Raw genomic sequence first — 21,847 nt, forward strand, 5'->3', positions numbered from 1 at the left:
GGTTATCCTTCTGAGAAAGTATAAGGTTCCTTGGAGATCCTGTTCTTTTGGCCGGTATCCCTGTGAACCGTTCGGACCTCACCTTCCGGATTACGAAACACCGTGCTGACCATATTTACGACACGATTATCGTAAGTAATCCGTGAAACAACTTCAAAAAACCGGGTTTGCAGCGTCAAGCCGTTTCGCTTCAACCCCAGCCCCGAGAATTCGGGTAGAGCCAGAAAGTCCTGAAGATCCTCGAACCGCTCCTCTTCCCTCTTGGCGATGATTGCTTCTGCCTCAGCGTCGTTAAGCTCGCTGTGAAGAGACATCAGCACCGGCGCAGTAGCGCTGTTAACGTTGATACCAATGCCACTCACCGGCAGCGCCGTTACATGAGGGCGGAGCGCGACATAGATTTCTTCTGTCATACCCTCAATCAATCTTAGTTCAGTAACCGAGACAAATGGCTGGTTTGCGGCTCTGAAACCGGGATCGGCCATTAAATACTGACCATCTTCAGCGCCATAGGCGCTTGCAGTCTGATCGTTGGCATCGATCCAGTCGATCAGTGTGTCTACATTCAAACCGTTGATGCCCAGCGCCATTAACAGGCGGGATACCCGGTCTTTGGTCAGTGGGTCCACTGCACCGCTTTCGGTGATCAGATCGTTGAGATTGATACGGCCACCGAGATCGTCAATTTGAACTTCAACAACACCGTTTTCATCAAGGGGTAAAACCGCCGCGTGCATGGCCCAGAATTCGTCCGGGCTATCCACCATGGTGCCGTCTTCTTTATCTTCTTCGAAGTCGCGGATGAGTATTCTCTTGGCAAATTCCTCAGCTCCCAAGGCTATACTGTGGCCCTGCTGCTGCGCCAGATAGTGCCCGGCCTTATAAATCCGCAAGCTTTGTTGTTTGGTCATCCCTGTGGCAAGCAGAACCACCAACGCCATGGCCAGTAACACCATAATCAGTGCGACACCGGACTGACGGTTTCCTCGAATGGGCCTTAACGCGTTCATGCCCCGCCACCCGTCGCGTTTTCACCGGAATCTTCTGCCGCCCCGTCTGGCTCGGTTTCTTCCTGTTGATTTACCACGGCCTGCGCTTGGTCCCGGGAGAAATCCGGCAAGGTAAACAGCCGGGTAATGTCTCCGAACCGTTCGTGCTCAAGCGTCACTTCTAACCCTGCCGGCAGTGTGATGACCGGCCTCTGGCCCGGTGTCATTGCCGCCAAGGCCTGATCGGTTGGCCAGTTATCGTGCCATTTGCCGTCTTCATCTAAAAACCGGATCTCGAGCGTTTTCACATCTTCCAGCAGTAATATGTCCCGACTGTCTTCATCCTGACCTTGATCTATAACCGGCCAGTAACGCCGCCGAAGCTCGGTGCCGGTGTACTCCCATCCCGCACGCTGCAATCCGCTTCGACGCAATCCCAATGGGTTGCGCCAGCCCTGGCGTGTAAGCAGCAGTTCGAAGGCATCGTCGCGGGAGGTAAGTGAAGGCTTAAAATCACCGTAGACATCTCTGGCGGATCGGTTCACAACCTGAGTGATATCCCGTTCCAGTAAAAGCATGGCCTTTTGCAACCCGTCAAACTCCTCCGCCAAGGCATTCACCCGATCCCTGGAATTGACCACACTACTAACCACTTGCCAGACCCCCAGGCCAATAATGGCGGTGATGGTGACGGCGATGAGCATTTCCATCAGCGTGAAACCCGATTGTGCCCTTGTGCCCCCAGTCGGTTGCATCATTTCGCCCCCAAGAAAGCGGACAATGAGTGCACAGGGTTAGGCTCATCCATGTCACCTAGGTACTTCGCGACCGTGACCTCGACCCGTCTCATCGACGGATCTGCAGTGCCTTGAACAACGGTAGTCACTTGCCAGCGATACGCACCGAAATCGGTATCGGTAGAGTTTTCGGAGGTGCCGGGAAGCGTCTCCTGAAGACGCAGTTCATTAATACGGTTTTCCGCAATCCAGCCTGCAAGCGTTTTGTCTCGGACACGTTCAAAACTGGATATATATTGGCTGCCTACCTCTGCAGCGGTGGTCGCTATGAGGCTGAAAACAAGCAGTGCAACGAGCACCTCAAGTAACGTGAAGCCCCCCTGCTGCTTTATCATTGTTCGTCACCTGAGCCAGGCTGGCGCCACTCAAGTGGAGAAACGCCGTCTGAGGCAAGGATATGAACCAGGTCGCTGTCGCTTGCAAGGGTAAACTCGATTTCGAACGGTGTGCTTTCTCCGCTTGAGAAAAACACAATCGTGGGGCGCAGCTTGTCTTCCGAAGAGCTCAGTCGAGGGGCATCACTTTCTACGAATTGCGTGAGCGACAGCCATTCGGGCAAGGTTCGTTGATGGAACAGACGCTCGCCGGAGGGTTTCCACTCACCGGACTCATCCTGAAATGCGACGAATTGATAGCCGTCTTCTTCCAGCAACAACCCTAGTTCCAGATTATTGAGAACCGCTTGTTCCGATGCAGTCTGCATGAGCAGGTAAAGTTCGCGGACGTGGCTTTCCAGCTCACGCTGCTGGGAGCTGCCGCCCATGCTGAAGACGGCAAGCGAAGCCAGCAGCCCGACAATGATCAGGACAACCAGAATCTCGATCAGCGTAAAGCCGGAATGAGCTGCCCTGCGGTTCACAATCAATTACTGCTCGGTATTCCAAACGCTGATGTCGGCGGCATCGCCATCGCCGCCTTCCTGACCGTCAGATCCGAATGAATACAGGTCGTAAGGGCCTTCCGTGCCGGGGCTAACGTACTGGTATTCATTGTTCCAAGGATCTTCCGGTACCGCCTTCAGGTAACCGTCAGGGTTCCAGTTGCGAGGCTCCGGGCTACCGCTGGGTTTGCGCACCAGCGCTTCCAGCCCTTGCTGGGTGGATGGATAATGGCTGTTGTCCAGCCGGTACAGATCAAGCGCATTGGCGATGTTGCTCAACTGAGTCTCGGCAACGGTTACTTTCGCCTGATCGCTTCGGCCCATGATGTTCGGCGCTACGATGGCGACCAGCAGGCCCAGTATGACCATCACCACCATGATCTCGATCAGGGTGAAGCCCTTTGCAGCAGCGAATTTACGGTTCAGATTGTTGCTCATAATGTCACTCGTCATTTGCTCTTGGTTCTTGGTGTTAAAACGTTCGGAACGCCTGATGCCTTGTGGGTTCTCGTTAACCCACCAGGTTGCTCATGTTCAGAATCGGCAGCATGATAGCCAGGACGATGATCAGCACAACCACGCCCATGATCAGCAGCATCATCGGTTCGAACAGGCCAACGATGGCTGCGATCTTCGATTGCAAGGTATTTTCCTGCATTCGTGCCGTGCGCTCCAGCATGCTATCCAGTTCACCGCTGGATTCGCCGCTGGCAATCATGTGCAGCATCATCGGCGGGAAATAACCGGTTTGATCCAAAGCGCGGTGGAGCGAACCGCCCTCACTCACCTTTCGAGCTGCTTCACGTAGTTCTTGCCGAAGAAAATCGTTCGATAATACTTCACCGGCAATGCGCATGGCCTCCACCAATGGCACACCACTGGTGGTAAGAATGCTCAGGGTGCTGGCGTATCGGGCCGTATTGACTCCTCGAACCATACCTGAAAACAACGGCAAATGAAGCAGTTGCTTATGAAACTTCAACCGAAATCCAGGTTTGGTTAGCGCGATCCGGAAACCGATGATCCCCAGCACCAACAGTATTAGAAGATAGAGACCGAAATCACCCAAAAAATCCGACACAGCCAACATGGCCATGGTCAGTCCAGGCAAATCCTGCCCTTGTTTGAGGAAGACTTCGATGATGTCCGGTACCACGTAGGTCAACAGGAACACAACAATAGAGATGGCAACGACGCTGAGGATGATCGGATAAATCGCGGCAAGCTGGATTTTCTGTCGGGCTTCCTGCCGGCTCTCTGTGTAATCCGCCAATCGGTTCAGAACAAGATCAAGGTGCCCTGCATGCTCACCCGCAGCAACGGTCGAACGATAGAGCCGCGGAAATGCTTTGGGAAACTCCCCAAAACTGTCTGCCAGCGTGTAACCTTCCATCACCTTTGCACGAATGGCAATTAACATGCCCCGGATTCGGGGTTTAGCGGTTTGCTGGGCGGTCGCACTCAAAGCTTGTTCGATGGGAATGCCCGACTGAATCAGCGTCGCCAATTGGCGGGTAACCAACGCCAGGTCGGCGGCGGATAAGGAGCCGCGACTACTCAACGGGTTACTTCGAGCTTGCTTCTCGACCGCAGGTTCCACCGACAAAGGTGTAAGCCCTTTTTCCCGCAATTGCTGGCGAACCGCCCTTGCTGCGTCTGCCTCTACAACGCCCTGTTTTTGCTTACCCCTCGGGTCCAGCGCTTTGTACTCGTATGCTGGCATGGGTTATTTGCTCCGGTGGGTAACGCGCAATACTTCTTCTACAGTGGTAACGCCATCAAGAATTTTCTGCACACCGTCCGCGTGAATACTGGGGCTGAGCTTGCGGGCTTCGTGTTCCAACTCCAGCTCGCCTGCCCGCTTGTGAATCTGCGCGCCTAATGCCTCGGTAACTTCCACCACCTCATAGATACCTACCCTGCCGCGATAGCCCAACTGGTTGCAGTGTTCGCAACCTTTCGCCCGGAAAATAGTAGGTGGGTTGGCGGGGTCTTGCTGCAAGAATTCACAGTGTTCTTCCGTCGGAATGTAAGGTTCACGGCATTGGTCACACAACACCCGCACCAAACGCTGGGCGACAATTCCCACCAAACTGGACGATATGAGGAATGGCTCGATACCCATGTCCATCAAGCGGGTAATCGCCCCCACGGCGGTATTGGTGTGCAACGTGGACAGCACCAAGTGACCGGTCAAACTCGCCTGTACCGCGATCTCTGCCGTCTCAAGGTCACGAATTTCACCAATCATAACCACATCAGGGTCTTGGCGAAGAATGGCCCGCAAACCTCGTGCGAAGGTCATATCAACTTTCTGGTTTACCTGGGTCTGGCCAATGCCCGGCAAGTTGTATTCGATGGGATCTTCAACCGTGAGTATGTTCCGGCTGCGGTCGTTGATTTCCTGCAGGCCGGCGTACAACGAGGTTGACTTACCGGAACCGGTGGGCCCGGTGACCAGCAAAATCCCGTAGGGCCGGTGAATCAATTTGCGCAATGTTTTCAGATCGTTTTCGCCCATCCCCAGCGATTCAAGGCGAATAGCCCCGGCTTGTTTATCGAGCAATCGCAATACAACACGCTCTCCGCTTGAAGACGGCATGGTAGACACTCGAATATCCACCTCTCTGCCGGCAACTCGCAGAGCAATTCGCCCGTCTTGCGGAATTCGTTTCTCGGCAATATCGAGTTTAGCCATAACCTTGATGCGTGAAACCAGCAGAGGCGCGAGCGCGCGCTTGGGCTGAACGACTTCACGGAGCACGCCATCAATGCGGAAACGAACGACCAGCTGTTTCTCATAGGTTTCGATGTGCACGTCTGAGGCGCTGGTTTTAACGGCTTCGGTCAAGATCGCATTGATCAACCGGATAATCGGAGCGTCGTCTTCTTGCTCGAGCAGATCTTCTGTTTCGGGCACCGAATCGGCCAGCGACGCCAGATCCATATCGTCGCCGATGCCTTCAACCATCTGCATGGCTTCCGCGGAATCGTTTTGATACGCCGCATTCAGTGCTTCATCGAACTGGCTGGGCTCGATGGTGGAAAAACGGGCCCGACCACCACTCACCCGATTGGCTTCGGCAAGCGCAGTGTGAGAAGCGCCCGGGCGAACAAGGATCACCGGTTCGCCTTGTTCGTTCCGGGTAAGAATTACGCCGTTACGCTTGGCAAATGTGAACGGGAGCCTGCCCAGCGGCGCATCTTGCGGCTGCATTTCGGTTTCGGTGATCAACTTTCCCTCGTTAAATCCGTCTGTTCACTGGTTTTTGTTATAGGGCCAGTGTTATCCCAACCTGCCATACTGTTGCATTCAAAAAGGCTACCACAGGAATGGGAACCACTAAACAACTCTGTACACTATACTGCCACTAATTACGTTGAGTCTGATAACCTGTGGGCTTTTTAAGTTCGCACCATTCGTGTTCAGGATTGCCGATGCTAGCCACACCGAAACAGATATCACTTATGCTTACTATTGCAGTTGCGCTGGGCATGATTGGCATTACCGCCTGGCAGGGCTATGAGTTCTGGCAGTCCGAACAACAGGCCTCAAAACCCGTGGCCCGGCAGGCAATGGAGTCTTCCACAAAGCCTGCTGACAACATCCCGGACGTAAAACTCGCCAGCCTATCCATGTTTGGCAGCCCCTCTGCAACCACAGAAGCACCCAGCGCAAACACTGAAAACCTGCCTGAAACCAATCTCCGGCTCTCCCTTCGTGGTGTGTTGGCGGCGGATGGCGAATTCCCGGGGAGCGCCTTGATCGAAGACGACAAGGGCAATACAGAGGCATACCTTGTGGGCAAACCATTGCCCGGTAATGCGACCTTGCGGACCGTATTCCCGAATCGAGTGATTATTGAGCGGCAGGGAAAACTGGAGAACCTGTACTTCCCTGAAGCAGAAAAAAGTACCGGTGTATTCATGGCCGGAGAGGATACAGCCCAGTCCTCCGCAGCACCCACCCCACAAAGACAAGTGCAATCACAACGGCAAGCGCCTGACCCGCAATCCACCAGCCAGCAACAAAGACGAGAAGACATCCGGAAGCGCCTTGAACAATTGCGCCAGCGGCTACGGAACAATAACTGAGGCCCATGATGGATACGGCTGCCACACTCCGCCCCCGCCGTTCCTTTATCTTGCCTTTACTATTAGCAGTAACCTTTGCCAGCGCCCTGGAACTCAGCGATCAACTGATGAGTTATGTCCTCAGGGATTTTGGCCAGGAGGCCCATGAGCGCCTTGAGAACTGGCAGCGGCTGCACGCGCTTGCCGCTAATGCCCCGATCGACCGGCAACTTAAACTGGTCAATTCATTTTTTAATCGTGTTCGCTTCGTCAGTGACATCCGGCATTGGGGTGAGGAGGATTATTGGGCAACCCCTATTGAATTACTGACCACAAACGGCGGAGATTGCGAAGACTTTTCGATTGCAAAGTATCTGACCTTGCGTGCTATGGGCGTTCCCGACGAGCAATTACGGATCGTGTACGTTAAAGCCCTTGAGTTGAACCAGGCCCACATGGTGTTGGCCTGGTATGAAACCCCGGGTGCAGTTCCTCTGGTGCTCGACAACCTGATAAACGAGATTAAGCCTGCTGACCAACGTACTGATTTAGAACCTGTATATAGCTTTAACGGCGACGGCCTTTGGCTGAATCAAGAATCCGGTGGACGTTCACGAATTGGCGACGCCAAAAAGCTCGAGCGCTGGCAGGATCTCAATGACCGGTTAAGCCGCGACCTAACTCCCTGAACCGTCTTTTTACGACAGCTGTCGCAAAATGACAGTCAACTTGTCGCACACCGACACACACCTTTGCCCACCACTCTATAGAATGCCGCTAACTTATAATTCATGGAGTAGGCATACATGCGACGCTGGAATGGTTGGGGCGATGACAAATTCAACTTGGATATCCCGGAGGGCGGCCAGGACTTTCTGGCGGAACGTATCGGGCAAGCCAGCGCGCTGAACGACTGCACGTTGGAGCAGGTTTGTGCCAAGGTGCCCGAATCCCGCTTACCGGGCCTCGACGGTTTGGAACAGCTGATCGACACCAGCGCCGAAACCCGGGTTCGCCATGCCCGTGGTCAGAGCCTTCCAGACTGGCTGGCCATGCGCAGCGGCGAGATTGGAACCTTTCCCGACGGCGTTGCTCTGCCCAACACCAATTCTGACGTTCAACAACTCCTGAAGTACGCCCAGGATAACGACGTCCACCTCATCCCCTACGGCGGCGGCACCAGCGTTGCCGGGCATATCAACCCTGTTGATCAGGGTAAACCTGTACTTACGGTCAGCCTGGCCAATATGAATCGACTGATCGATCTTGATCGTGAAAGCCAGCTGGCTACATTCGGTGCGGGCACCCCTGGCCCTCTTGTGGAATCTCAGTTGCGCGCTCATGGATATACGCTGGGGCACTTCCCGCAATCATTCGAGTTGTCCACGATTGGCGGCTGGGTGGCCTCCCGCTCCAGCGGCCAACAATCGTTGCGATACGGCCGCATCGAACAGCTTTTTGCAGGGGGCCGCATCGAAACGCTTCAGGGCACCCTTGATATCCCAACTATACCAGCTTCAAGCGCCGGCCCCGACATCCGTGAAATGATCCTGGGTTCAGAGGGTCGTCTTGGCCTGATTACGGAAGTCAAAGCGCGCATCACCCGCCTGCCCGAACACGAACGCTTCCATGTTGTGTTTTTTCCGGATTGGGAAAAAGCACGCACAGCGGCCCGCATGCTGGTTCAGAACCGCATTCAGCTGTCGATGCTACGGCTTAGTAACGCGATTGAAACGGAAACCCAGCTGGCATTGGCCGGTCACCCGGGCCTGATCAGCCTTCTGGAAAAGTTCTTGTCGCTGCGCGGTGCAGACGATGGTAAGTGCATGATGACCTTTGGCGTGACAGGTTCGAAAGAGCAAGCGTCGGCGAGCCTCAAGCAAGCTCGCAAAGTCTGCAAGGACTACAGCGGCGTGTATACCGGCACAAAGTTGGGCTCTAAGTGGGCCGAAAAACGCTTCACAATGCCCTACCTTCGAGAAGCACTTTGGCAGATGGGCTACGCCGTAGATACGCTTGAAACAGCCACCGACTGGGAAAATGTTGACAGCCTGCTGGAAAAGATCGAAACCAACCTGCGCACCGGGCTCGCAGATAAGCAGGAGAAATCTCACGTCTTCACGCACTTATCCCATTTTTATGGCCAGGGTTGCTCGATCTACACCACCTATGTGTTTCGCGTTGCGGATACTTACCAGGAAACGCTTGAGCGTTGGAAGCACCTGAAAAACACCACTTCCGAAATCATCGTCCGGAACGGCGGCACCATCAGCCACCAGCATGGCGTAGGCAAAGACCACGCGCCCTTTATGCCGGTAGAAAAAGGTGAGCTGGGCATGCAAGCCATTCGGGCCTTGACCACCAGCTTCGACCCGGAAAAACGCCTGAATCCAACAACGCTAGTGGATTGACAGGAAAATGGCTAAGACGCGGCAGCAAATCCTGGCAGAGCTGGGTGAAAACGCACAATTCGATGTGGTCATTGTTGGTGGCGGCATTACCGGGGCGGGCGCGGCCAGAGAGGCCGCCGGCAGCGGTTTGCGCACGCTTTTGGTCGAACAGAAGGATTTCGCCTGGGGAACATCAAGCCGTTCATCAAAAATGGTGCACGGCGGCCTTCGCTATCTGGGTAGTGGACACATTGGCCTGACTCGCCAAGCCGTGCGGGAACGCCAACGCCTGATGGAAGAAGCACCCGGGTTGGTTGAACCGTTACCGTTTCTGATGCCTCACTTTAAAGGCAAGTTCCCGGGACCGCGTATTTTCCAGATTCTGCTGGCCGTGTATGACAAGCTCGCGGGTGTCCGGACACGCGAAAGGCTCACCCCGGGAGAAACTCTGCAGTGGGTGCCCGGGCTTGTAAACGAGAATCTGATTGCCACCAGTCGGTTCACCGATGCACTCACCGATGATGCCCGCCTGGTGCAACGCTTAATCGCCGAAGCACAGGCAGCAGGCGCTACATGCCTGAACTACGTAGCCGCTACAGCGGTTACCCGAGACCAGAATGGCCATGTAAGCGGTATCGAGCTAACACCCGAAGGCGAACGCAGCATTCACGTTCAAACCAAGCGTGTTATCAATGCCACCGGAGCATGGGCAGACCAATTGCAAAAGCAAGGTCCTCACGATACGCCCCTGCACATCCGTCCGCTACGCGGCAGCCACCTGGTGCTTCCGTGGCCTCGGCTGCCGGTTACCTGTGCGGTTTCGCTGCTGCATCCGCAGGATGGCCGCCCGGTATTTGCCTTTCCCTGGCGTGGCACAACCGTGCTTGGCACCACCGATCTCGATCACAGCCCCGGTTTGAATGTTGAGCCCAGCATCACGGAAACAGAGGTCGCCTATTTGCTGGAGGTCTCATCGAAGCTTTTCCCCGGATCGTCCATCCAAAAACAGGATGTACTGTCGAGCTGGGCAGGTGTGCGCCCCGTTGTGACCAGCGGCGAAGGCAAATCACCTTCCAAAGAAAACCGCGAACATGCGCTGCGGAGCGACAACGGCTTGGTCAGTGTGGCCGGCGGCAAACTCACAACCTTCCGGCAAATTGCCCGGGAATCGTTAATCGCCGCCTTCGATGGCAATGAAACAGTTTTAAGAGACACCCAGGCTCGTGTTTTCACGGCGCCTTCCGGGATCGACAGGCACGAGAATATAAGCAGACTCACCTGGAATCGACTGAAAGGCTTTTACGGTCAAGATCTCGCGTCGATGCTGTCTGAAAAAACCTGCGAACATGTGGATGGCACCCGAACGCTGTGGGCAGAGCTGGAGTGGGCCTGCACCCGTGAGCAGGTTGTTCATCTGGATGATTTGTTGCTTCGCAGAACGCGACTTGGGCTGGTGCTGCCGAAAGGTGCTGAAGCTTTTCTTCCAGCACTTCGGCAACGTTGCCAGCCGTTGCTTGGTTGGAGTGATACGCAGTGGCAGCAGGAAGTTGACCGCTACCTGACGCTGTACCGCCAATCCTACAGCTTGCCAACAACCGGAGGCGCATGAGATGGCAGATGACGCTCTTATTTTAGCCATCGATAATGGCACCCAAAGTGTTCGTGCACTGTTGTTCGACAAACAAGGAAATCTGGTCGGCAAAGGCAAACAGGAGATTGAACCCTACTTCTCCGAACAGCCGGGCTGGGCCGAACAGCACCCGGAGTATTTTTGGCACAATATGGGGTTGGCTTGTCAGGCTCTGTGGCAGAGCACCACCGCCAAGCCAAAGCAGGTTCTGGGCGTAACCGTAACGACTCAGCGTGGTACGGTGATTAATCTCGACAAAAACGGAAAGCCTCTCCGCCCCGCCATCATCTGGCTGGACCAACGACACGCAAAAGTAGACGGTCCAGTAAAGGGTGTTTGGGGTGCCCTGTTCAAACTGATCGGCGCCGAAGAGCCAATCAAACGCTTTCGGGAAAAAACACAAGCCAACTGGATCATACAAAACCAACCCGACATCTGGGCGAAAACCTACAAATACTTATTGCTTTCAGGCTATCTGAACTACCGCCTAACCGGTGAATACCGGGATTCTACCGGTAGCCAGGTGGGCTACCTGCCGTTTGATTACAAGAAACATCGCTGGGCGGGCAAACATGATTTTAAGTGGCAGATCACCCCGATTACCCGCGGCATGTTACCGGAGCTGGTCAAGCCCGGAGAAAAGCTTGGTGAGCTACTTCCGGAAGCCGCCGAACATATGGGGCTGCCAGCAGGCTTGCCCGTTATCGCGGCTGCGTCAGACAAGGCATGCGAGATCCTCGGTTCCGGCGGCCTGTCGCCCGACACCGCGTGCATGAGTTACGGCACAACCGCCACGATCAATACCACTAACCGTAAATACGTCGAGCCAACCCGCCTGATGCCGCCCTACCCCTCTGCACTACCGGGCCATTACTCGTCAGAAGTGATGATCTATCGGGGCTTTTGGATGGTGAGTTGGTTCAAACAGGAATTCGGTTTGCGCGAGCAGCGCATCGCCGAGAAAAAGGGCATCGAAGCCGAAGCGCTGTTCGACGAGCTGGTCAATTCCGTGCCCCCGGGTTCTATGGGGCTGATGCTGCAACCCTACTGGAGCCCTGGTGTGCGCCAGCCGGGGCCCGAAGCCAAAGGTTCCATTATCGGCTTTGGTGATGTGCATACACGCGCCCACATCTATCGAGCAATTCTGGAAGGCTTGGCTTATGCCTTGCGAGAAGGAAAAGAAAGGCTCGCAAAACGGAATGGGAAAGCCATCAAGCGCTTGCGGGTGGCTGGCGGCGGCTCTCAAAGTGACGCTGCCATGCAGCTAACCGCAGATATCTTCGGGCTTCCCGCAGAGCGACCACACACCTACGAAACATCAGGCCTGGGCGCTGCGATCGATGCCTCGGTAGGCTTGGGCTTACACCCTGATTTCAAAACGGCGGTGCGTGCGATGACACGAGTGGGCGACGTTTTTGAACCATCGAACGAAGCCTCCGCCCTATATGAGCAACTGTATTCGGATGTGTATCTGGAAATGTATGACCGTTTACAACCCCTGTACCGGAAGATTCGCAAAATCACCGGATACCCCAAATAAACGGCGTGGCGACCGCTGTGGCGCTATGGGTTATTGCCTATCAAAAAAAACTTTGCAAACTCATCCAGTACGGGTACAGTGCTGATCGTTGGAAAGATTTAGCAAAGCATTCATCAATAAGACGTATCCTGTTGTCATCAGTAGTGCATCGTCCTGTTTTTGATCACGCAAGTTTTTTGTTTCCGCACAACCCGCTGATCTAACACTACAAAGTCGATTAGACAGCCATTAAAATGATTGAGTTCAGGATTAAAGATATGTCTACTGTTACCGGTACTGTTAAGTTTTTCAACGAATCCAAAGGTTTTGGTTTTATTACTCGCGAAGGCGGCCCTGACGTTTTCGTTCACTACAGCGCCATCCAAGGCGGCGGATTCAAGACTCTGGCAGAAGGCCAGCAGGTTGAGTTCACCGTAACTCAGGGCCAGAAAGGTCCTCAGGCGGAAAACGTAGTAGGTCTGTAATTTACAGCCCTCTAGCGTTTTAAAAAGGCAGCTTCGGCTGCCTTTTTGCGTATATGGCTTATAATCCCCCTTCCCTCTCGACATACTCCGACCAGCGCAACCACAGCAGAAACTATCGGATAACATAACCCCATGAAGATACCTAAGCGATTACAGCCCCTTGTCGATGACGGTATGGTAGACGAAGTGCTGTATCAGTTAATGAGCGGGAAAGAGGCTCAAGTTTTCGTGGTGCGTTGCGGTGATAGCGTGCGCTGCGCAAAAGTTTACAAAGAGGCGAAGAAGCGTAGCTTCAAACAAGCGGTTCAATATCAGGAAGGCCGAAAAGTACGAAACAGCCGCCGGGCTCGGGCGATGAGCAAGAAGACCCGTTACGGCCAGAGAGAGCAGGAAGATGCGTGGCTCAACGCGGAAGTTGATGCCCTCTACCGTCTTGCGCAAGCCGGGGTACGAGTGCCGGAGCCTTTCGGCTTCGTTGACGGTGTACTTCTGATGGAAATGATCGCCGATGAAGACGGAAAAGCGGCTCCGCGATTAGACAATGTGGTACTAACACCGGAGCAAGCTAAGGTTTACCATAGCCAGGTTATATCCGATGTGGTTCGTATGTTGTGCGCAGGATTGATCCATGGCGACTTGTCCGAATTTAACGTTCTTGTCGATCCGGAAGGCCCGGTCATCATCGACTTACCCCAAGCGGTTAATGCCTCGGGAAACAATAACGCCGAGCGAATGCTAGAGCGCGATATCGACAACATGCGCCGCTATTTCGGGCGCTTTGCTCCCGAACTGTTAAATACCGACTATGGTAAAGAAATCTGGGCGCTTTATGAGGCGGGAGACCTTCACCCGCACACCGAACTTACCGGTTGTTTTGAACACAATACCCAAGCAGCGGATGTAAATGAACTCATCGAGATCATCGAATCCGCGAAGGAAGAAGAACGAGATCGCCAGGAACGTCTGCAAGCGGCGGAAGCCGGTACTGATTAAAGGAACACTATGTTTTTAGACCGCTTTTACTCTATCGAGAATGAACGCATTATCATCACAGCGCGTCAGGCGAGCCTCTTTGCCAAGGAAGTAGCCGAAGACTTCAATCCAATCCACGATGTGGATGCACGCCGCTTCTGCGTGCCGGGCGATCTTCTGTTTGCCATCGTGTTGTCACGGTTTGGCCTGTCCAGCTCTATGACCTTCAAATTTCAGAACCTGCTGGGCGCTGAGGTGCCACTGGAATTTCGTGAAAGCGCAGATGGTACGATAGAAGCATGCGATGAGGCGGGAAAAGTCTACATTGAAGTGAGCCGCAGCGGCGAGCAAACCCACGATGAAAACGCCATCGAAGAATTTATCCGCTGCTACGTTTCAACATCCGGCAAAAACTTTCCTCACACACTGAAACCTCTGATGGAGTCTCACGGTGTGATGTTCAATCCGGATCGCCCGATGGTGATGTACCAAAGCATGAGCCTTACGCTCAAGCAGCTGGACACCTCTAATCCGGACTTGCAGTTGAGCAACACCAAACTGGAAGCGGCTGGCAAACGCGGTAACGTGACGCTGGATTACGATCTGCTGTCGCACGGTCAACCTGTGGGTGAAGTTTCCAAACACATCATGCTTGGCGGCCTTCGGGAATATTGCCCGCAGGCTATGGAGCAGGTTATTGAAGAGTTTTATCGCCTGAAAGCGAAGGGTACGGGCGCTTAAACAGCCTTTCCACATGAAGTTATCCCGTATTGTCAGCAATCAAAACGGCGTGAGTCGAAAACGCGCTAACGCCTTGATTGCCACCGGGCGCGTGGCTATAAACGGTCATCTATGCCGGGATGCCCAGCAAGACGTCAGCGAGTTTTGCGCGGTCACCGTCGATGGAAAAACCATTCAGCAAGCCCGGCCTTCTCGCTACCTCATGCTCAATAAACCTGCGGGCTATTTGAGCGCAACCATCGACGATACCCATCCAACCGTACTTGAGCTGATTGCCCCCAATCTTCATGACGATCTGCATATAGGGGGTCGCCTGGACCGGGCCAGCACTGGCCTACTGATTCTGACGAACGATGGCAACTGGTCTCGCCGGCTAACGGAACCGGTCGTCAAAATTCCAAAAGTGTATCGCGTAACCACTGAACACCCGATCACGGAAGAGGCACACCGGCGCTTTGCAGAAGGTATCTGGTTTGAATACGAGCAACTCACTACAACGCCCGCGCAGATCGAAAACATTCACGAGCGGGAAGCCCGGGTAACCATTTACGAAGGCCGCTACCATCAGGTGAAGCGCATGTTTCATGCCGTTGGCAACAGAGTCACCTCGCTGCATCGAGAGCAAATGGGCAAGATTCAACTCTGCGACACGCTACCTCCCGGCCAGTACCGCCCTCTCACGGCCGAAGAAATTGCATCGGTTTGAAATCCGCCGAACTCACGGTTCGCGCTCAAAGGTATGAAGACAAACATCAACCGTGAGGGACAATGAATCGAGGGCGGCCGCCCTTTCCCTGCCCTCCTGACTGGCTCTGTATAAATGAGGGGTCATCGCAAGCAAGTCCGCAATGGGCTCCGCGCCGGCAAGGTGCATGGGAAACCGTATGTCTTCGCTCGCTATCCGCTGGAAACCTTCAGGGGCTTCGGCAATCTTCTTTGATTCCGCACGAACCTCTGGATAAATAATTTCCCTTAATTCCCGTAAATGATCCTGCCCGCTGTCCACCTGGATCAATCGGCCACCCGGCCGAAGTACCCGGGCAAATTCCGCATACACCGGAAAACCGAAGAGGCAAAGCACCCGATCCAGAGAGCCGGGAAGAACCGGAAGGTTGGCGTTGCTGCCCACGACCCAGCTAGCTCGCCGATCTTGCCGGGCGCCCGACAAAACCGCCCATTTGGAGATATCGAGCCCCAGCAAAGACAAATCAACACCGTCGGCCGCCAACCCAAGCTGCCTGAGATAATATCCCTCGCCACACCCCGCATCGAGACAGCGTAAGGTAGATTCAGCGGGCACATCTTTTAAGGTTGCGTTCGCTACCGCATCCGCAATCGGCTGATACAGGCCGGTTTCAAGGAATCGTTGACGGGCAGCAACCATTGCCTTGCTGTCTCCAGGATCCTTGGAGCGTTTTTTCTGCACGGGCAGCAAATGCACGTACCCTTGCCTTGCAATATCGAAGCTGTGGCCGTTCTCACACCGCCAGCTCTTCCCTTCGCGGCAAAGAGACATGCCATCCAGCGGGCACGCAAGGCTTTCGAACGGTAGAACACTCATGAAGGATTCCTGAATCTAACAAAGAAATTAACGTTGGCCGTCACGGTCATCGTCGGCCATTAGCTGTTCATTGACGAAGATTTGATTCTTGCCCCTGCGCTTGGCTTCGTACATGGCCTTATCCGCTGTTTGCATGACACCCTCTACGGTTAAGCCTGCGCCTCTTGCGATTGCAATTCCGATACTTACGCCCACACGGGCGACACCTAGAGGCAGCACTACTGGCTGCGATACGGCATGAAGAACCTTTTCAGCAACCACGATTGCGTTTTGGGTAGACGATACTTCGGGTAGCAGTACAATGAATTCATCGCCACCCATCCGCACTACGGTATCCGTCTCACGTACATTCCGCTCAAGACGTTCTGCAATTTCTCTCAGCAAGATGTCTCCGGCATCATGACCGTAGGTGTCATTGACCTCTTTGAAGTGATCGAGATCAAGGAACATCAGTCCGAAGTGGCGTGAGTGCCGGCCTGACAGCGCGATGGCCAACTGCATGCGATCTTCAAGAACGCGACGGTTTGGAAGGCCTGTTAAGCTATCCTGGAAGGCCAGGCTATGAATGGTTTCCTGGTATTCCTTGATCTCCGAAAAATCCTGAAAGGAGATAACCACACCCTCCTCACCGGTGTCGCTGGTAAGCGGCGCTGCATTGAGGATGACCGGTATGGTCGAATCGTCTTTGCGCCGAAACTCCTCGTCTTTGCTTCGATAAAGCTGGCGGGTTTTCATGACGTCCATGACGGAACAATTGGGGTCGCCTTGTTCATGAACGTGGAATACCTCGTGCCCTTGTTTATGAACCAGGTCGCGGGCGTCCCACCCCAATATGCGCTCCGCCTCTGGATTCATGTACGTCAGCACACCGTGTTTATCCATGACAATCAAGCCATCACCCAAGACGCTGGAGATTTTCCAGAAACGCTTGGATTGTCGCTCATTTTCTCGGCGAAGCTCACGCCTTTTGTGAATCAGAAAGTGGGTATAGAAAGAAATGACAAGCGTCAGGAACACGCCAATGATGTAGAAGCCTATAACCCAGGAGTGGCTCATCAATGCCGAAGATGGCAGCGCGGCGCTTGGAATGAATGAAACCGTTTTCCAGGTGTACTGTTCTGCTTCGGCACCGCCGCTGGACGACTTGAGCGGATGGACGGTTTCGTACACAAAAAGCCCATTGTTTGTTTCTATCCAGCCATGATCACCCTCCATGATGTCCGAAAGAGCTTCGGGGTACTCCCGGGCAAAAGACGAGGGCAAACCGAACATAAAGGCCCACTCGTCATTTTGGTCGGGCCCTGCAAGAATGTGCCCTTCAGCGTCCAGAAGATAAGCGGGATAGGAGCCGGCCATACCGGTATCAAAGGTGTCCAGAAGCGTTTGACCTTTCATGTTCAGAATGACCAAACCCTGATTGCCGGTTGCTCCATCCACAATCCGGGTACCGAAACGGATCATCGGCGTGTAAGGAACTTCAACCTGGCCCTCTTCAACATTCAGATCCAGCGGCGACACATAGACGTCGCCCTCGGCAAGAGCCGCTGTTTCGATGACGTAGTAGCGCCCACCTTTGTGCTGCAACGTATCGTCATACTTTTTGAGAACCCGCCGACCACTTTTGTCTAACCGCACCAATTCCAAACCGTCGTCATCCAGAAAGCGAAGCTGGCTGTAGGTGGGCTTTTGCCCCAACTGGGCCTTGAACACCAGCTGGAGCGCCTCTTCCCACTCGGCATTCCTGAATCGGTTAAAGCGAACGGTTGCAGGTAAGTTCGCAATCGCCAACAAGTCGCTGGCAGTGTATTCAAATACTTGCTCCAGTAACCCGGCGGTCATCCTGGCTTTTGCCTGCTCTGCAACCTTCAAGTCGTCGGTTTGCAGAGCCGCTTGATACCGCAATGCACCGTACACAGCCAGAGTGAATACCAATACGCAAACCAACCCAGTAATGAGGGCTGACTTCACAAATCCTTTTTCGTTCCAAGAGATGACTGTCATGCGTATTCATACAACCTAAGCGAGGGGAGCAATAACGTAATTATGGGGCATAATGCCTGAATGTACCTGATTTAACGATAAAAACGCCGGATCGACCGGCGTTATCGATAACCGCGAATGATGTACTGGGCTACAAGGGCGGCAGAGAGGTCCCTTCGGGCACCCTCACCTCGAAGCCTGATTTCACGCTTTTGGTCTCGCCTGCCGCGATTTCACGATCCCAAACCAAAACGCCCTTCTTGTCGTCATAGTCACGTTGTACCGGTTCGCTGATTTCCAGCGGCTTGACCGTCAACACATCCTGCTCGGAAACAGGCAGTCGGTCAAAGATCCGAACCTGAACCGGTTTGTCATGATGATTTGTGATGTCAAATCGATTTTGGCGGCGCTGCACGTTCTCGCTTTTCCAAATACCTTCCTCACCGGTTCGTTCCAGCTCGTTAACCACTTTGATTCGAACCGCTTGATCAACACCAAACCCCAGATCAACCGTTTCACCATCGGCGAGCTCACCGATGTGGGTTTGGCCGACACTTTGCCCATCCCGGTATAGCGTGGCAAGCCCGGCCGGTATGGGAACATTCCCGTTGAACTCTCCTTTTGCGTGAATATAGCCGGTCTGGTCAAGCACAGGTGCCGCCCATACCGCTACCTCAACCGGCAATACGTGGTCAGCCACCTTAAAACGATGCCCTGATGCACCACTTGGTACCTGAACCTTCCCGGCCAATCGATAACTTTGCGTAAACGTGCTGGCTCGCTCGACTGTTACGGAATCAGCCATTGCCGACCCAGCCTGCATCTCCGCCACCGGGGCGCGCATCTTGGCTTGGTAACGCTCTTTGCCGGGGCTTACAATCCAGGGATACACGTTTGGCATCGACGTGCCCCTGCGAGCGTTTGCCGTGGCAAGCTGGAGTTGTACATCGTTCCAGTCTGATCCCGTTGTCTGGTGGACAACGGCCATGTGCTCTAATGTAAGCGCCCCACCAGAATCCGCCTCGGTGTTCAGGCGCGCATTGTATTCGCTCCGCCAGCTGGCCTCCGAGGTCTGAAACCGGAGTTCGACTTGCACGGCGCCGCTTTCGGGTGCCTGATAGTGAATCGTTACGTTTTTGGTGGCTTTGGCTCTTTGTGTGGTCTGGGCGAGCTCCCGTGTAAGGCGGTCTTTCAACGCAATATCGTCCTGCATGCTGACGCGCGTTTGGCGGATTTCCTTAAGAGCGGCCAGAGTTGTGTCTTTCAAAGCTATCGCCAGATCGCTTAGTTCTGATGCGGTCAATTCGTGCGGCGATTGAGCAGCATGATCCATCAGCTTGACTTGCTGTTCCCAGGCGCTGATGAGGTCCTTTTGCTCCTGAATGCGCAGGGTCACTTCCGATAATTCTTTCCGGATTCGGCGGGTTTCCTCGGCAACGAATTCCTCGCGCTCTGCTCGGGTTATCTGAACTTGCTGCAGCGTTGCATCCGGCATACCGTCGAGCATCACCTGCAATGATTGGTCCTGCAGACTTAACGGAAGGCCTTTGATTTCGATCGTGCCGGTTCCTGCACGAATTTGCTCGGTCTCGTTCCACGTGAGTTCGGCATGAGAAGGATACAGCGTTGCCGCCGTAATGCTCGCCAACGCGGTCATCGGCAAGGTGGAAATCGACATTGCTAATGCCAGCAAGCCAGGCTTGTTCATAGGAAAGTCCTTGTATTCGCAGCCAGTTGAAACAGAGGCAACCTTCAGTACAACGAAGTGTGCGCTCCGGCCAGGAAGTATTTGCGATGCAAGGAAGAATAGCAGAACGGGCTTTATGATGAGGTTAAAAAAGCGGATTTCAGGTTGCGAATGAGAAATCTTTCAACCACTTAAGGGACGAACCTAAAACGCTTTGGTGGTGCTTTTCTGGTTTGGTTGAGGTGTTAACCTGCCTGATCTCGCGGCATAGAAGAAGGCAGTTGGCCGCGGCATTAAGAGCGTCTCTACGGGATGTCAGACGGGCGTTCAACGCACATCTTTTCGACGCCGGTACAGCGCGAGCTAACGGCATCAACTGTACGGGCTTGGGTTTTCCTGTCGCAGAAAACAGTGCATCCAACCACTTTTGATCCTGAGCCGGGGACTCCGAAAATACCGGATAGCCGGTTAACAGGCGGGATACTCTCTGGGCAACATAGGCCGCTGGCTCTCCTCGCTCACAACACTCTTGCCGGGCTAACCCGCGACGTGTTGCTTCATCACTCCACCCTACCCAGCTCTCTACGCTGTCAGGATTAATGAGTGTCGAAAAGGACTGAGATCCGTCCACATGACACCAGGCTATCTCAACCGGGTAACTGTCATCACCGATACCACTTGCTTCTATATCGAGTATGTACATTGTTGCATCCCTACCCTGAAAAAAAGGCCCCGGCCATACTTGAGTCAACCGGGGCCCATTTCACCCTGTCACGCTATTAGCGAACGCCTGCGCGACGCAACGCTGCCGGGGTGTATTCACGTGAGCTACGCTCAACACCGTAGGCGTACGGGTCGCTCTCTTCGTTGGTCATACCCATTACCAGGTAGCGACCAGACAGAAGGTCATACAGAGTTTCAAAGGCGTATGCCGGAATGCGGGCGTCATACACCTGCATGGCATGAGCTTCCGCTACGCGCCACAGATTGTCGCGGCCGTCATAGTGGTCAACCACGGCGATCTGCCAGGTATCTTCGTCAATGTAGAAGTCACGCTTCTTGTACACATGACGCTCACCGTCTTTCAAAGTGGCGGTCACATGCCATACACGGTGCAGCTCGTAGCGAGCCAGCTCTTGATTGACATGGCCTGGCTTGATGATGTCTTTGTAGCTCAGATCTTCACTCGCCATACGGTAGGAGTTGTAAGGGATGTAAAGCTCTTTGCGGCCCTTAAGCTCCCAGTTGTACTTATCCGGCGCACCGTTATACAGGTCGAGGTTATCGGACGTACGCTGACCATCAGCCGCTGTACCCGGACCGTCGTAGGCGACACTCGGAGCACGACGAACACGACGCTGGCCTGAGTTGTACAACCATGCACGACGAGGTTCTTTAACCTGGTTGATCGTTTCATGAACCAGCAACACGTTACCCGCCAAGCGAGATGGAGCTGTGATGGTCTGCTTGAAGTAGAACATCACGTTAGCGTCTTCCGACGGATCGTAGTCCTTCAACTGAACTCGCTCGGTGAACGATTCTGTGAACTTGACCGCACTGAAATCACCGTTGGGCTGCGGAGTGACCTGCGCAACGTTACGGGTCACTGAGCCGCCGCGATAGCGAGTGATGTGGTTGAAGATTGCCTCAAGACCGTTCTTGGGAATCGGGAAAGGAATGGCCGTCTGATAATTACTGAGGCCGTTGCCACTCTCGATGAGCGAGACGTTGGTGGCATTTTCTTTCGTTTTAGCCTGAACGACTTCCGGATAGGCACCCGTTCGACGGGTTTCGTATACCGGAATGAAATAGCTGTCGTACGTTTTGATCATCGCGACCTGACCAGGCGTCAGTTTGTCGGCATATTGATCGACATTGGATTGATCAATACGGAACAACTCTTTGTCGTTCGGGAACGGGTCAACGTAACGGCCATCGTCTTTGTAGGCTGCCGGCGGGGTTACCAAACCACCGTCCCAAGCCGGGATGGCATCGCCATTGCCAGCTTTGATCGCGCCCATCGGGGTCAACGTATCACCCAGCTTGGCTGCTTCATCCTGAGACACGGCGGCAGAAGCCGAGCCTCCAGCCAACATAGCGCTGGCTACAGCACTGTATAAGAATGTTCGTATCATTTTCATG

20 protein-coding genes are annotated in these 21,847 nt (G+C 54.1%); 9 read left to right on the plus strand and 11 right to left on the minus strand.

Going from position 1 to position 21,847, the window contains the following annotated elements; translation table 11 throughout:
- Positions 1-2 precede the first annotated feature (2 nt).
- The 7 genes from gspK to gspE all read right to left on the minus strand — a co-directional run bounded on the left by gspK (position 3) and on the right by gspE (position 5,883).
- Positions 3-1,010: a type II secretion system minor pseudopilin GspK gene (gene gspK, locus JAO79_RS15645; RefSeq protein ID WP_199008166.1), complete on the minus strand. Its 1,008-nt coding sequence runs from the start codon at positions 1,008-1,010 to the stop codon at positions 3-5.
- A complete protein-coding gene (gene gspJ, locus JAO79_RS15650) occupies positions 1,007-1,747 on the minus strand; it encodes a type II secretion system minor pseudopilin GspJ (RefSeq protein ID WP_199008167.1) in 741 nt (246 codons plus the stop codon). Before gspJ ends, gspK begins: the two co-directional genes overlap by 4 nt.
- Complete coding sequence (gene gspI, locus JAO79_RS15655; RefSeq protein WP_227664737.1) at positions 1,744-2,121, minus strand: type II secretion system minor pseudopilin GspI; 378 nt, start codon at positions 2,119-2,121, stop codon at positions 1,744-1,746. The genes gspJ and gspI overlap by 4 nt, the downstream gene beginning before the upstream one ends.
- Positions 2,118-2,645 (minus strand): type II secretion system minor pseudopilin GspH, encoded by a 528-nt coding sequence (gene gspH / locus JAO79_RS15660; protein ID WP_320158971.1) that lies wholly within the window; start codon positions 2,643-2,645, stop codon positions 2,118-2,120. Before gspH ends, gspI begins: the two co-directional genes overlap by 4 nt.
- A 6-nt stretch (positions 2,646-2,651) precedes the next feature.
- On the minus strand, positions 2,652-3,104 hold the full coding sequence (gene gspG / locus JAO79_RS15665) for a type II secretion system major pseudopilin GspG (RefSeq protein WP_199008169.1): 453 nt from the start codon (positions 3,102-3,104) through the stop codon (positions 2,652-2,654).
- A 73-nt stretch (positions 3,105-3,177) separates the two neighbouring features.
- Positions 3,178-4,389, minus strand: coding sequence for a type II secretion system inner membrane protein GspF (gene gspF, locus JAO79_RS15670; protein ID WP_199008170.1), 1,212 nt, complete (start codon positions 4,387-4,389; stop codon positions 3,178-3,180).
- A 3-nt stretch (positions 4,390-4,392) separates the two neighbouring features.
- Positions 4,393-5,883: a type II secretion system ATPase GspE gene (gene gspE, locus JAO79_RS15675; protein ID WP_199008199.1), complete on the minus strand. Its 1,491-nt coding sequence runs from the start codon at positions 5,881-5,883 to the stop codon at positions 4,393-4,395.
- Positions 5,884-6,134: 251 nt separating this feature from the next.
- Between gspE and JAO79_RS15680 the strand changes: the two genes are divergently transcribed.
- From JAO79_RS15680 to JAO79_RS15720, 9 genes are all read left to right on the plus strand, one after another.
- Positions 6,135-6,761: a type II secretion system protein N gene (locus tag JAO79_RS15680; protein WP_227664738.1), complete on the plus strand. Its 627-nt coding sequence runs from the start codon at positions 6,135-6,137 to the stop codon at positions 6,759-6,761.
- Positions 6,762-6,769: 8 nt separating this feature from the next.
- Entirely contained in the window at positions 6,770-7,429 is a 660-nt protein-coding gene (locus JAO79_RS15685) for a transglutaminase-like cysteine peptidase (RefSeq protein ID WP_199008200.1), read from the plus strand.
- Between the two features lie 117 nt (positions 7,430-7,546).
- Positions 7,547-9,151, plus strand: coding sequence for an FAD-binding oxidoreductase (locus JAO79_RS15690; protein WP_199008172.1), 1,605 nt, complete (start codon positions 7,547-7,549; stop codon positions 9,149-9,151).
- Positions 9,152-9,158: 7 nt separating this feature from the next.
- Complete coding sequence (locus JAO79_RS15695; RefSeq protein WP_199008173.1) at positions 9,159-10,739, plus strand: glycerol-3-phosphate dehydrogenase/oxidase; 1,581 nt, start codon at positions 9,159-9,161, stop codon at positions 10,737-10,739.
- Position 10,740: 1 nt separating this feature from the next.
- Positions 10,741-12,300: an FGGY-family carbohydrate kinase gene (locus JAO79_RS15700; protein WP_199008174.1), complete on the plus strand. Its 1,560-nt coding sequence runs from the start codon at positions 10,741-10,743 to the stop codon at positions 12,298-12,300.
- A gap of 257 nt (positions 12,301-12,557) precedes the next feature.
- Positions 12,558-12,764: a cold-shock protein gene (locus tag JAO79_RS15705; RefSeq protein WP_011784828.1), complete on the plus strand. Its 207-nt coding sequence runs from the start codon at positions 12,558-12,560 to the stop codon at positions 12,762-12,764.
- Positions 12,765-12,896: 132 nt separating this feature from the next.
- Positions 12,897-13,757, plus strand: coding sequence for a PA4780 family RIO1-like protein kinase (locus JAO79_RS15710; protein ID WP_199008175.1), 861 nt, complete (start codon positions 12,897-12,899; stop codon positions 13,755-13,757).
- Between the two features lie 9 nt (positions 13,758-13,766).
- Positions 13,767-14,477 (plus strand): DUF3581 family protein, encoded by a 711-nt coding sequence (locus JAO79_RS15715; RefSeq protein WP_199008176.1) that lies wholly within the window; start codon positions 13,767-13,769, stop codon positions 14,475-14,477.
- Between the two features lie 13 nt (positions 14,478-14,490).
- A complete protein-coding gene (locus JAO79_RS15720; protein ID WP_199008177.1) occupies positions 14,491-15,183 on the plus strand; it encodes a pseudouridine synthase in 693 nt (230 codons plus the stop codon).
- A 12-nt stretch (positions 15,184-15,195) separates the two neighbouring features.
- Here the strand turns inward: JAO79_RS15720 and JAO79_RS15725 are convergent, their stop codons facing one another.
- The 4 genes from JAO79_RS15725 to JAO79_RS15740 form a co-directional block, all read right to left on the minus strand.
- Complete coding sequence (locus tag JAO79_RS15725; protein WP_199008178.1) at positions 15,196-16,038, minus strand: putative RNA methyltransferase; 843 nt, start codon at positions 16,036-16,038, stop codon at positions 15,196-15,198.
- Between the two features lie 27 nt (positions 16,039-16,065).
- Positions 16,066-18,039, minus strand: a complete 1,974-nt coding sequence (locus JAO79_RS15730; protein ID WP_199008179.1) for a diguanylate cyclase — start codon at positions 18,037-18,039, stop codon at positions 16,066-16,068.
- Between the two features lie 130 nt (positions 18,040-18,169).
- Positions 18,170-19,726 carry a DUF4139 domain-containing protein gene (locus JAO79_RS15735; RefSeq protein ID WP_199008180.1) on the minus strand — a complete coding sequence of 519 codons (1,557 nt, stop codon included), beginning with the start codon at positions 19,724-19,726 and terminating at the stop codon, positions 18,170-18,172.
- 758 nt (positions 19,727-20,484) lie between these two features.
- Positions 20,485-21,840, minus strand: a complete 1,356-nt coding sequence (locus JAO79_RS15740; protein ID WP_413785065.1) for a DUF1329 domain-containing protein — start codon at positions 21,838-21,840, stop codon at positions 20,485-20,487.
- Positions 21,841-21,847 lie beyond the last annotated feature (7 nt).

It is taken from the genome of Marinobacter litoralis, assembly GCF_016427555.1.
Classification (GTDB): Bacteria; Pseudomonadota; Gammaproteobacteria; order Pseudomonadales; family Oleiphilaceae; genus Marinobacter; species Marinobacter litoralis_A.

Excerpts from the sequence above, each read along its gene's own strand:
- gspK (WP_199008166.1), bottom strand. The coding sequence starts at position 1,010 with ATGAACGCGTTAAGGCCCATTCGAGGAAACCGTCAGTCCGGTGTCGCA.
- gspJ (WP_199008167.1), bottom strand. The coding sequence starts at position 1,747 with ATGATGCAACCGACTGGGGGCACAAGGGCACAATCGGGTTTCACGCTG.
- gspI (WP_227664737.1), bottom strand. The coding sequence starts at position 2,121 with ATGATAAAGCAGCAGGGGGGCTTCACGTTACTTGAGGTGCTCGTTGCA.
- gspG (WP_199008169.1), bottom strand. The coding sequence starts at position 3,104 with ATGAGCAACAATCTGAACCGTAAATTCGCTGCTGCAAAGGGCTTCACC.
- gspF (WP_199008170.1), bottom strand. The coding sequence starts at position 4,389 with ATGCCAGCATACGAGTACAAAGCGCTGGACCCGAGGGGTAAGCAAAAA.
- gspE (WP_199008199.1), bottom strand. The coding sequence starts at position 5,883 with ATGCAGCCGCAAGATGCGCCGCTGGGCAGGCTCCCGTTCACATTTGCC.
- JAO79_RS15680 (WP_227664738.1), top strand. The coding sequence starts at position 6,135 with ATGCTTACTATTGCAGTTGCGCTGGGCATGATTGGCATTACCGCCTGG.
- JAO79_RS15685 (WP_199008200.1), top strand. The coding sequence starts at position 6,770 with ATGGATACGGCTGCCACACTCCGCCCCCGCCGTTCCTTTATCTTGCCT.
- JAO79_RS15690 (WP_199008172.1), top strand. The coding sequence starts at position 7,547 with ATGCGACGCTGGAATGGTTGGGGCGATGACAAATTCAACTTGGATATC.
- JAO79_RS15695 (WP_199008173.1), top strand. The coding sequence starts at position 9,159 with ATGGCTAAGACGCGGCAGCAAATCCTGGCAGAGCTGGGTGAAAACGCA.
- JAO79_RS15700 (WP_199008174.1), top strand. The coding sequence starts at position 10,741 with ATGGCAGATGACGCTCTTATTTTAGCCATCGATAATGGCACCCAAAGT.
- JAO79_RS15705 (WP_011784828.1), top strand. The coding sequence starts at position 12,558 with ATGTCTACTGTTACCGGTACTGTTAAGTTTTTCAACGAATCCAAAGGT.
- JAO79_RS15710 (WP_199008175.1), top strand. The coding sequence starts at position 12,897 with ATGAAGATACCTAAGCGATTACAGCCCCTTGTCGATGACGGTATGGTA.
- JAO79_RS15715 (WP_199008176.1), top strand. The coding sequence starts at position 13,767 with ATGTTTTTAGACCGCTTTTACTCTATCGAGAATGAACGCATTATCATC.
- JAO79_RS15720 (WP_199008177.1), top strand. The coding sequence starts at position 14,491 with ATGAAGTTATCCCGTATTGTCAGCAATCAAAACGGCGTGAGTCGAAAA.
- JAO79_RS15725 (WP_199008178.1), bottom strand. The coding sequence starts at position 16,038 with ATGAGTGTTCTACCGTTCGAAAGCCTTGCGTGCCCGCTGGATGGCATG.
- JAO79_RS15730 (WP_199008179.1), bottom strand. The coding sequence starts at position 18,039 with ATGACAGTCATCTCTTGGAACGAAAAAGGATTTGTGAAGTCAGCCCTC.
- JAO79_RS15735 (WP_199008180.1), bottom strand. The coding sequence starts at position 19,726 with ATGAACAAGCCTGGCTTGCTGGCATTAGCAATGTCGATTTCCACCTTG.
- JAO79_RS15740 (WP_413785065.1), bottom strand. The coding sequence starts at position 21,840 with ATGATACGAACATTCTTATACAGTGCTGTAGCCAGCGCTATGTTGGCT.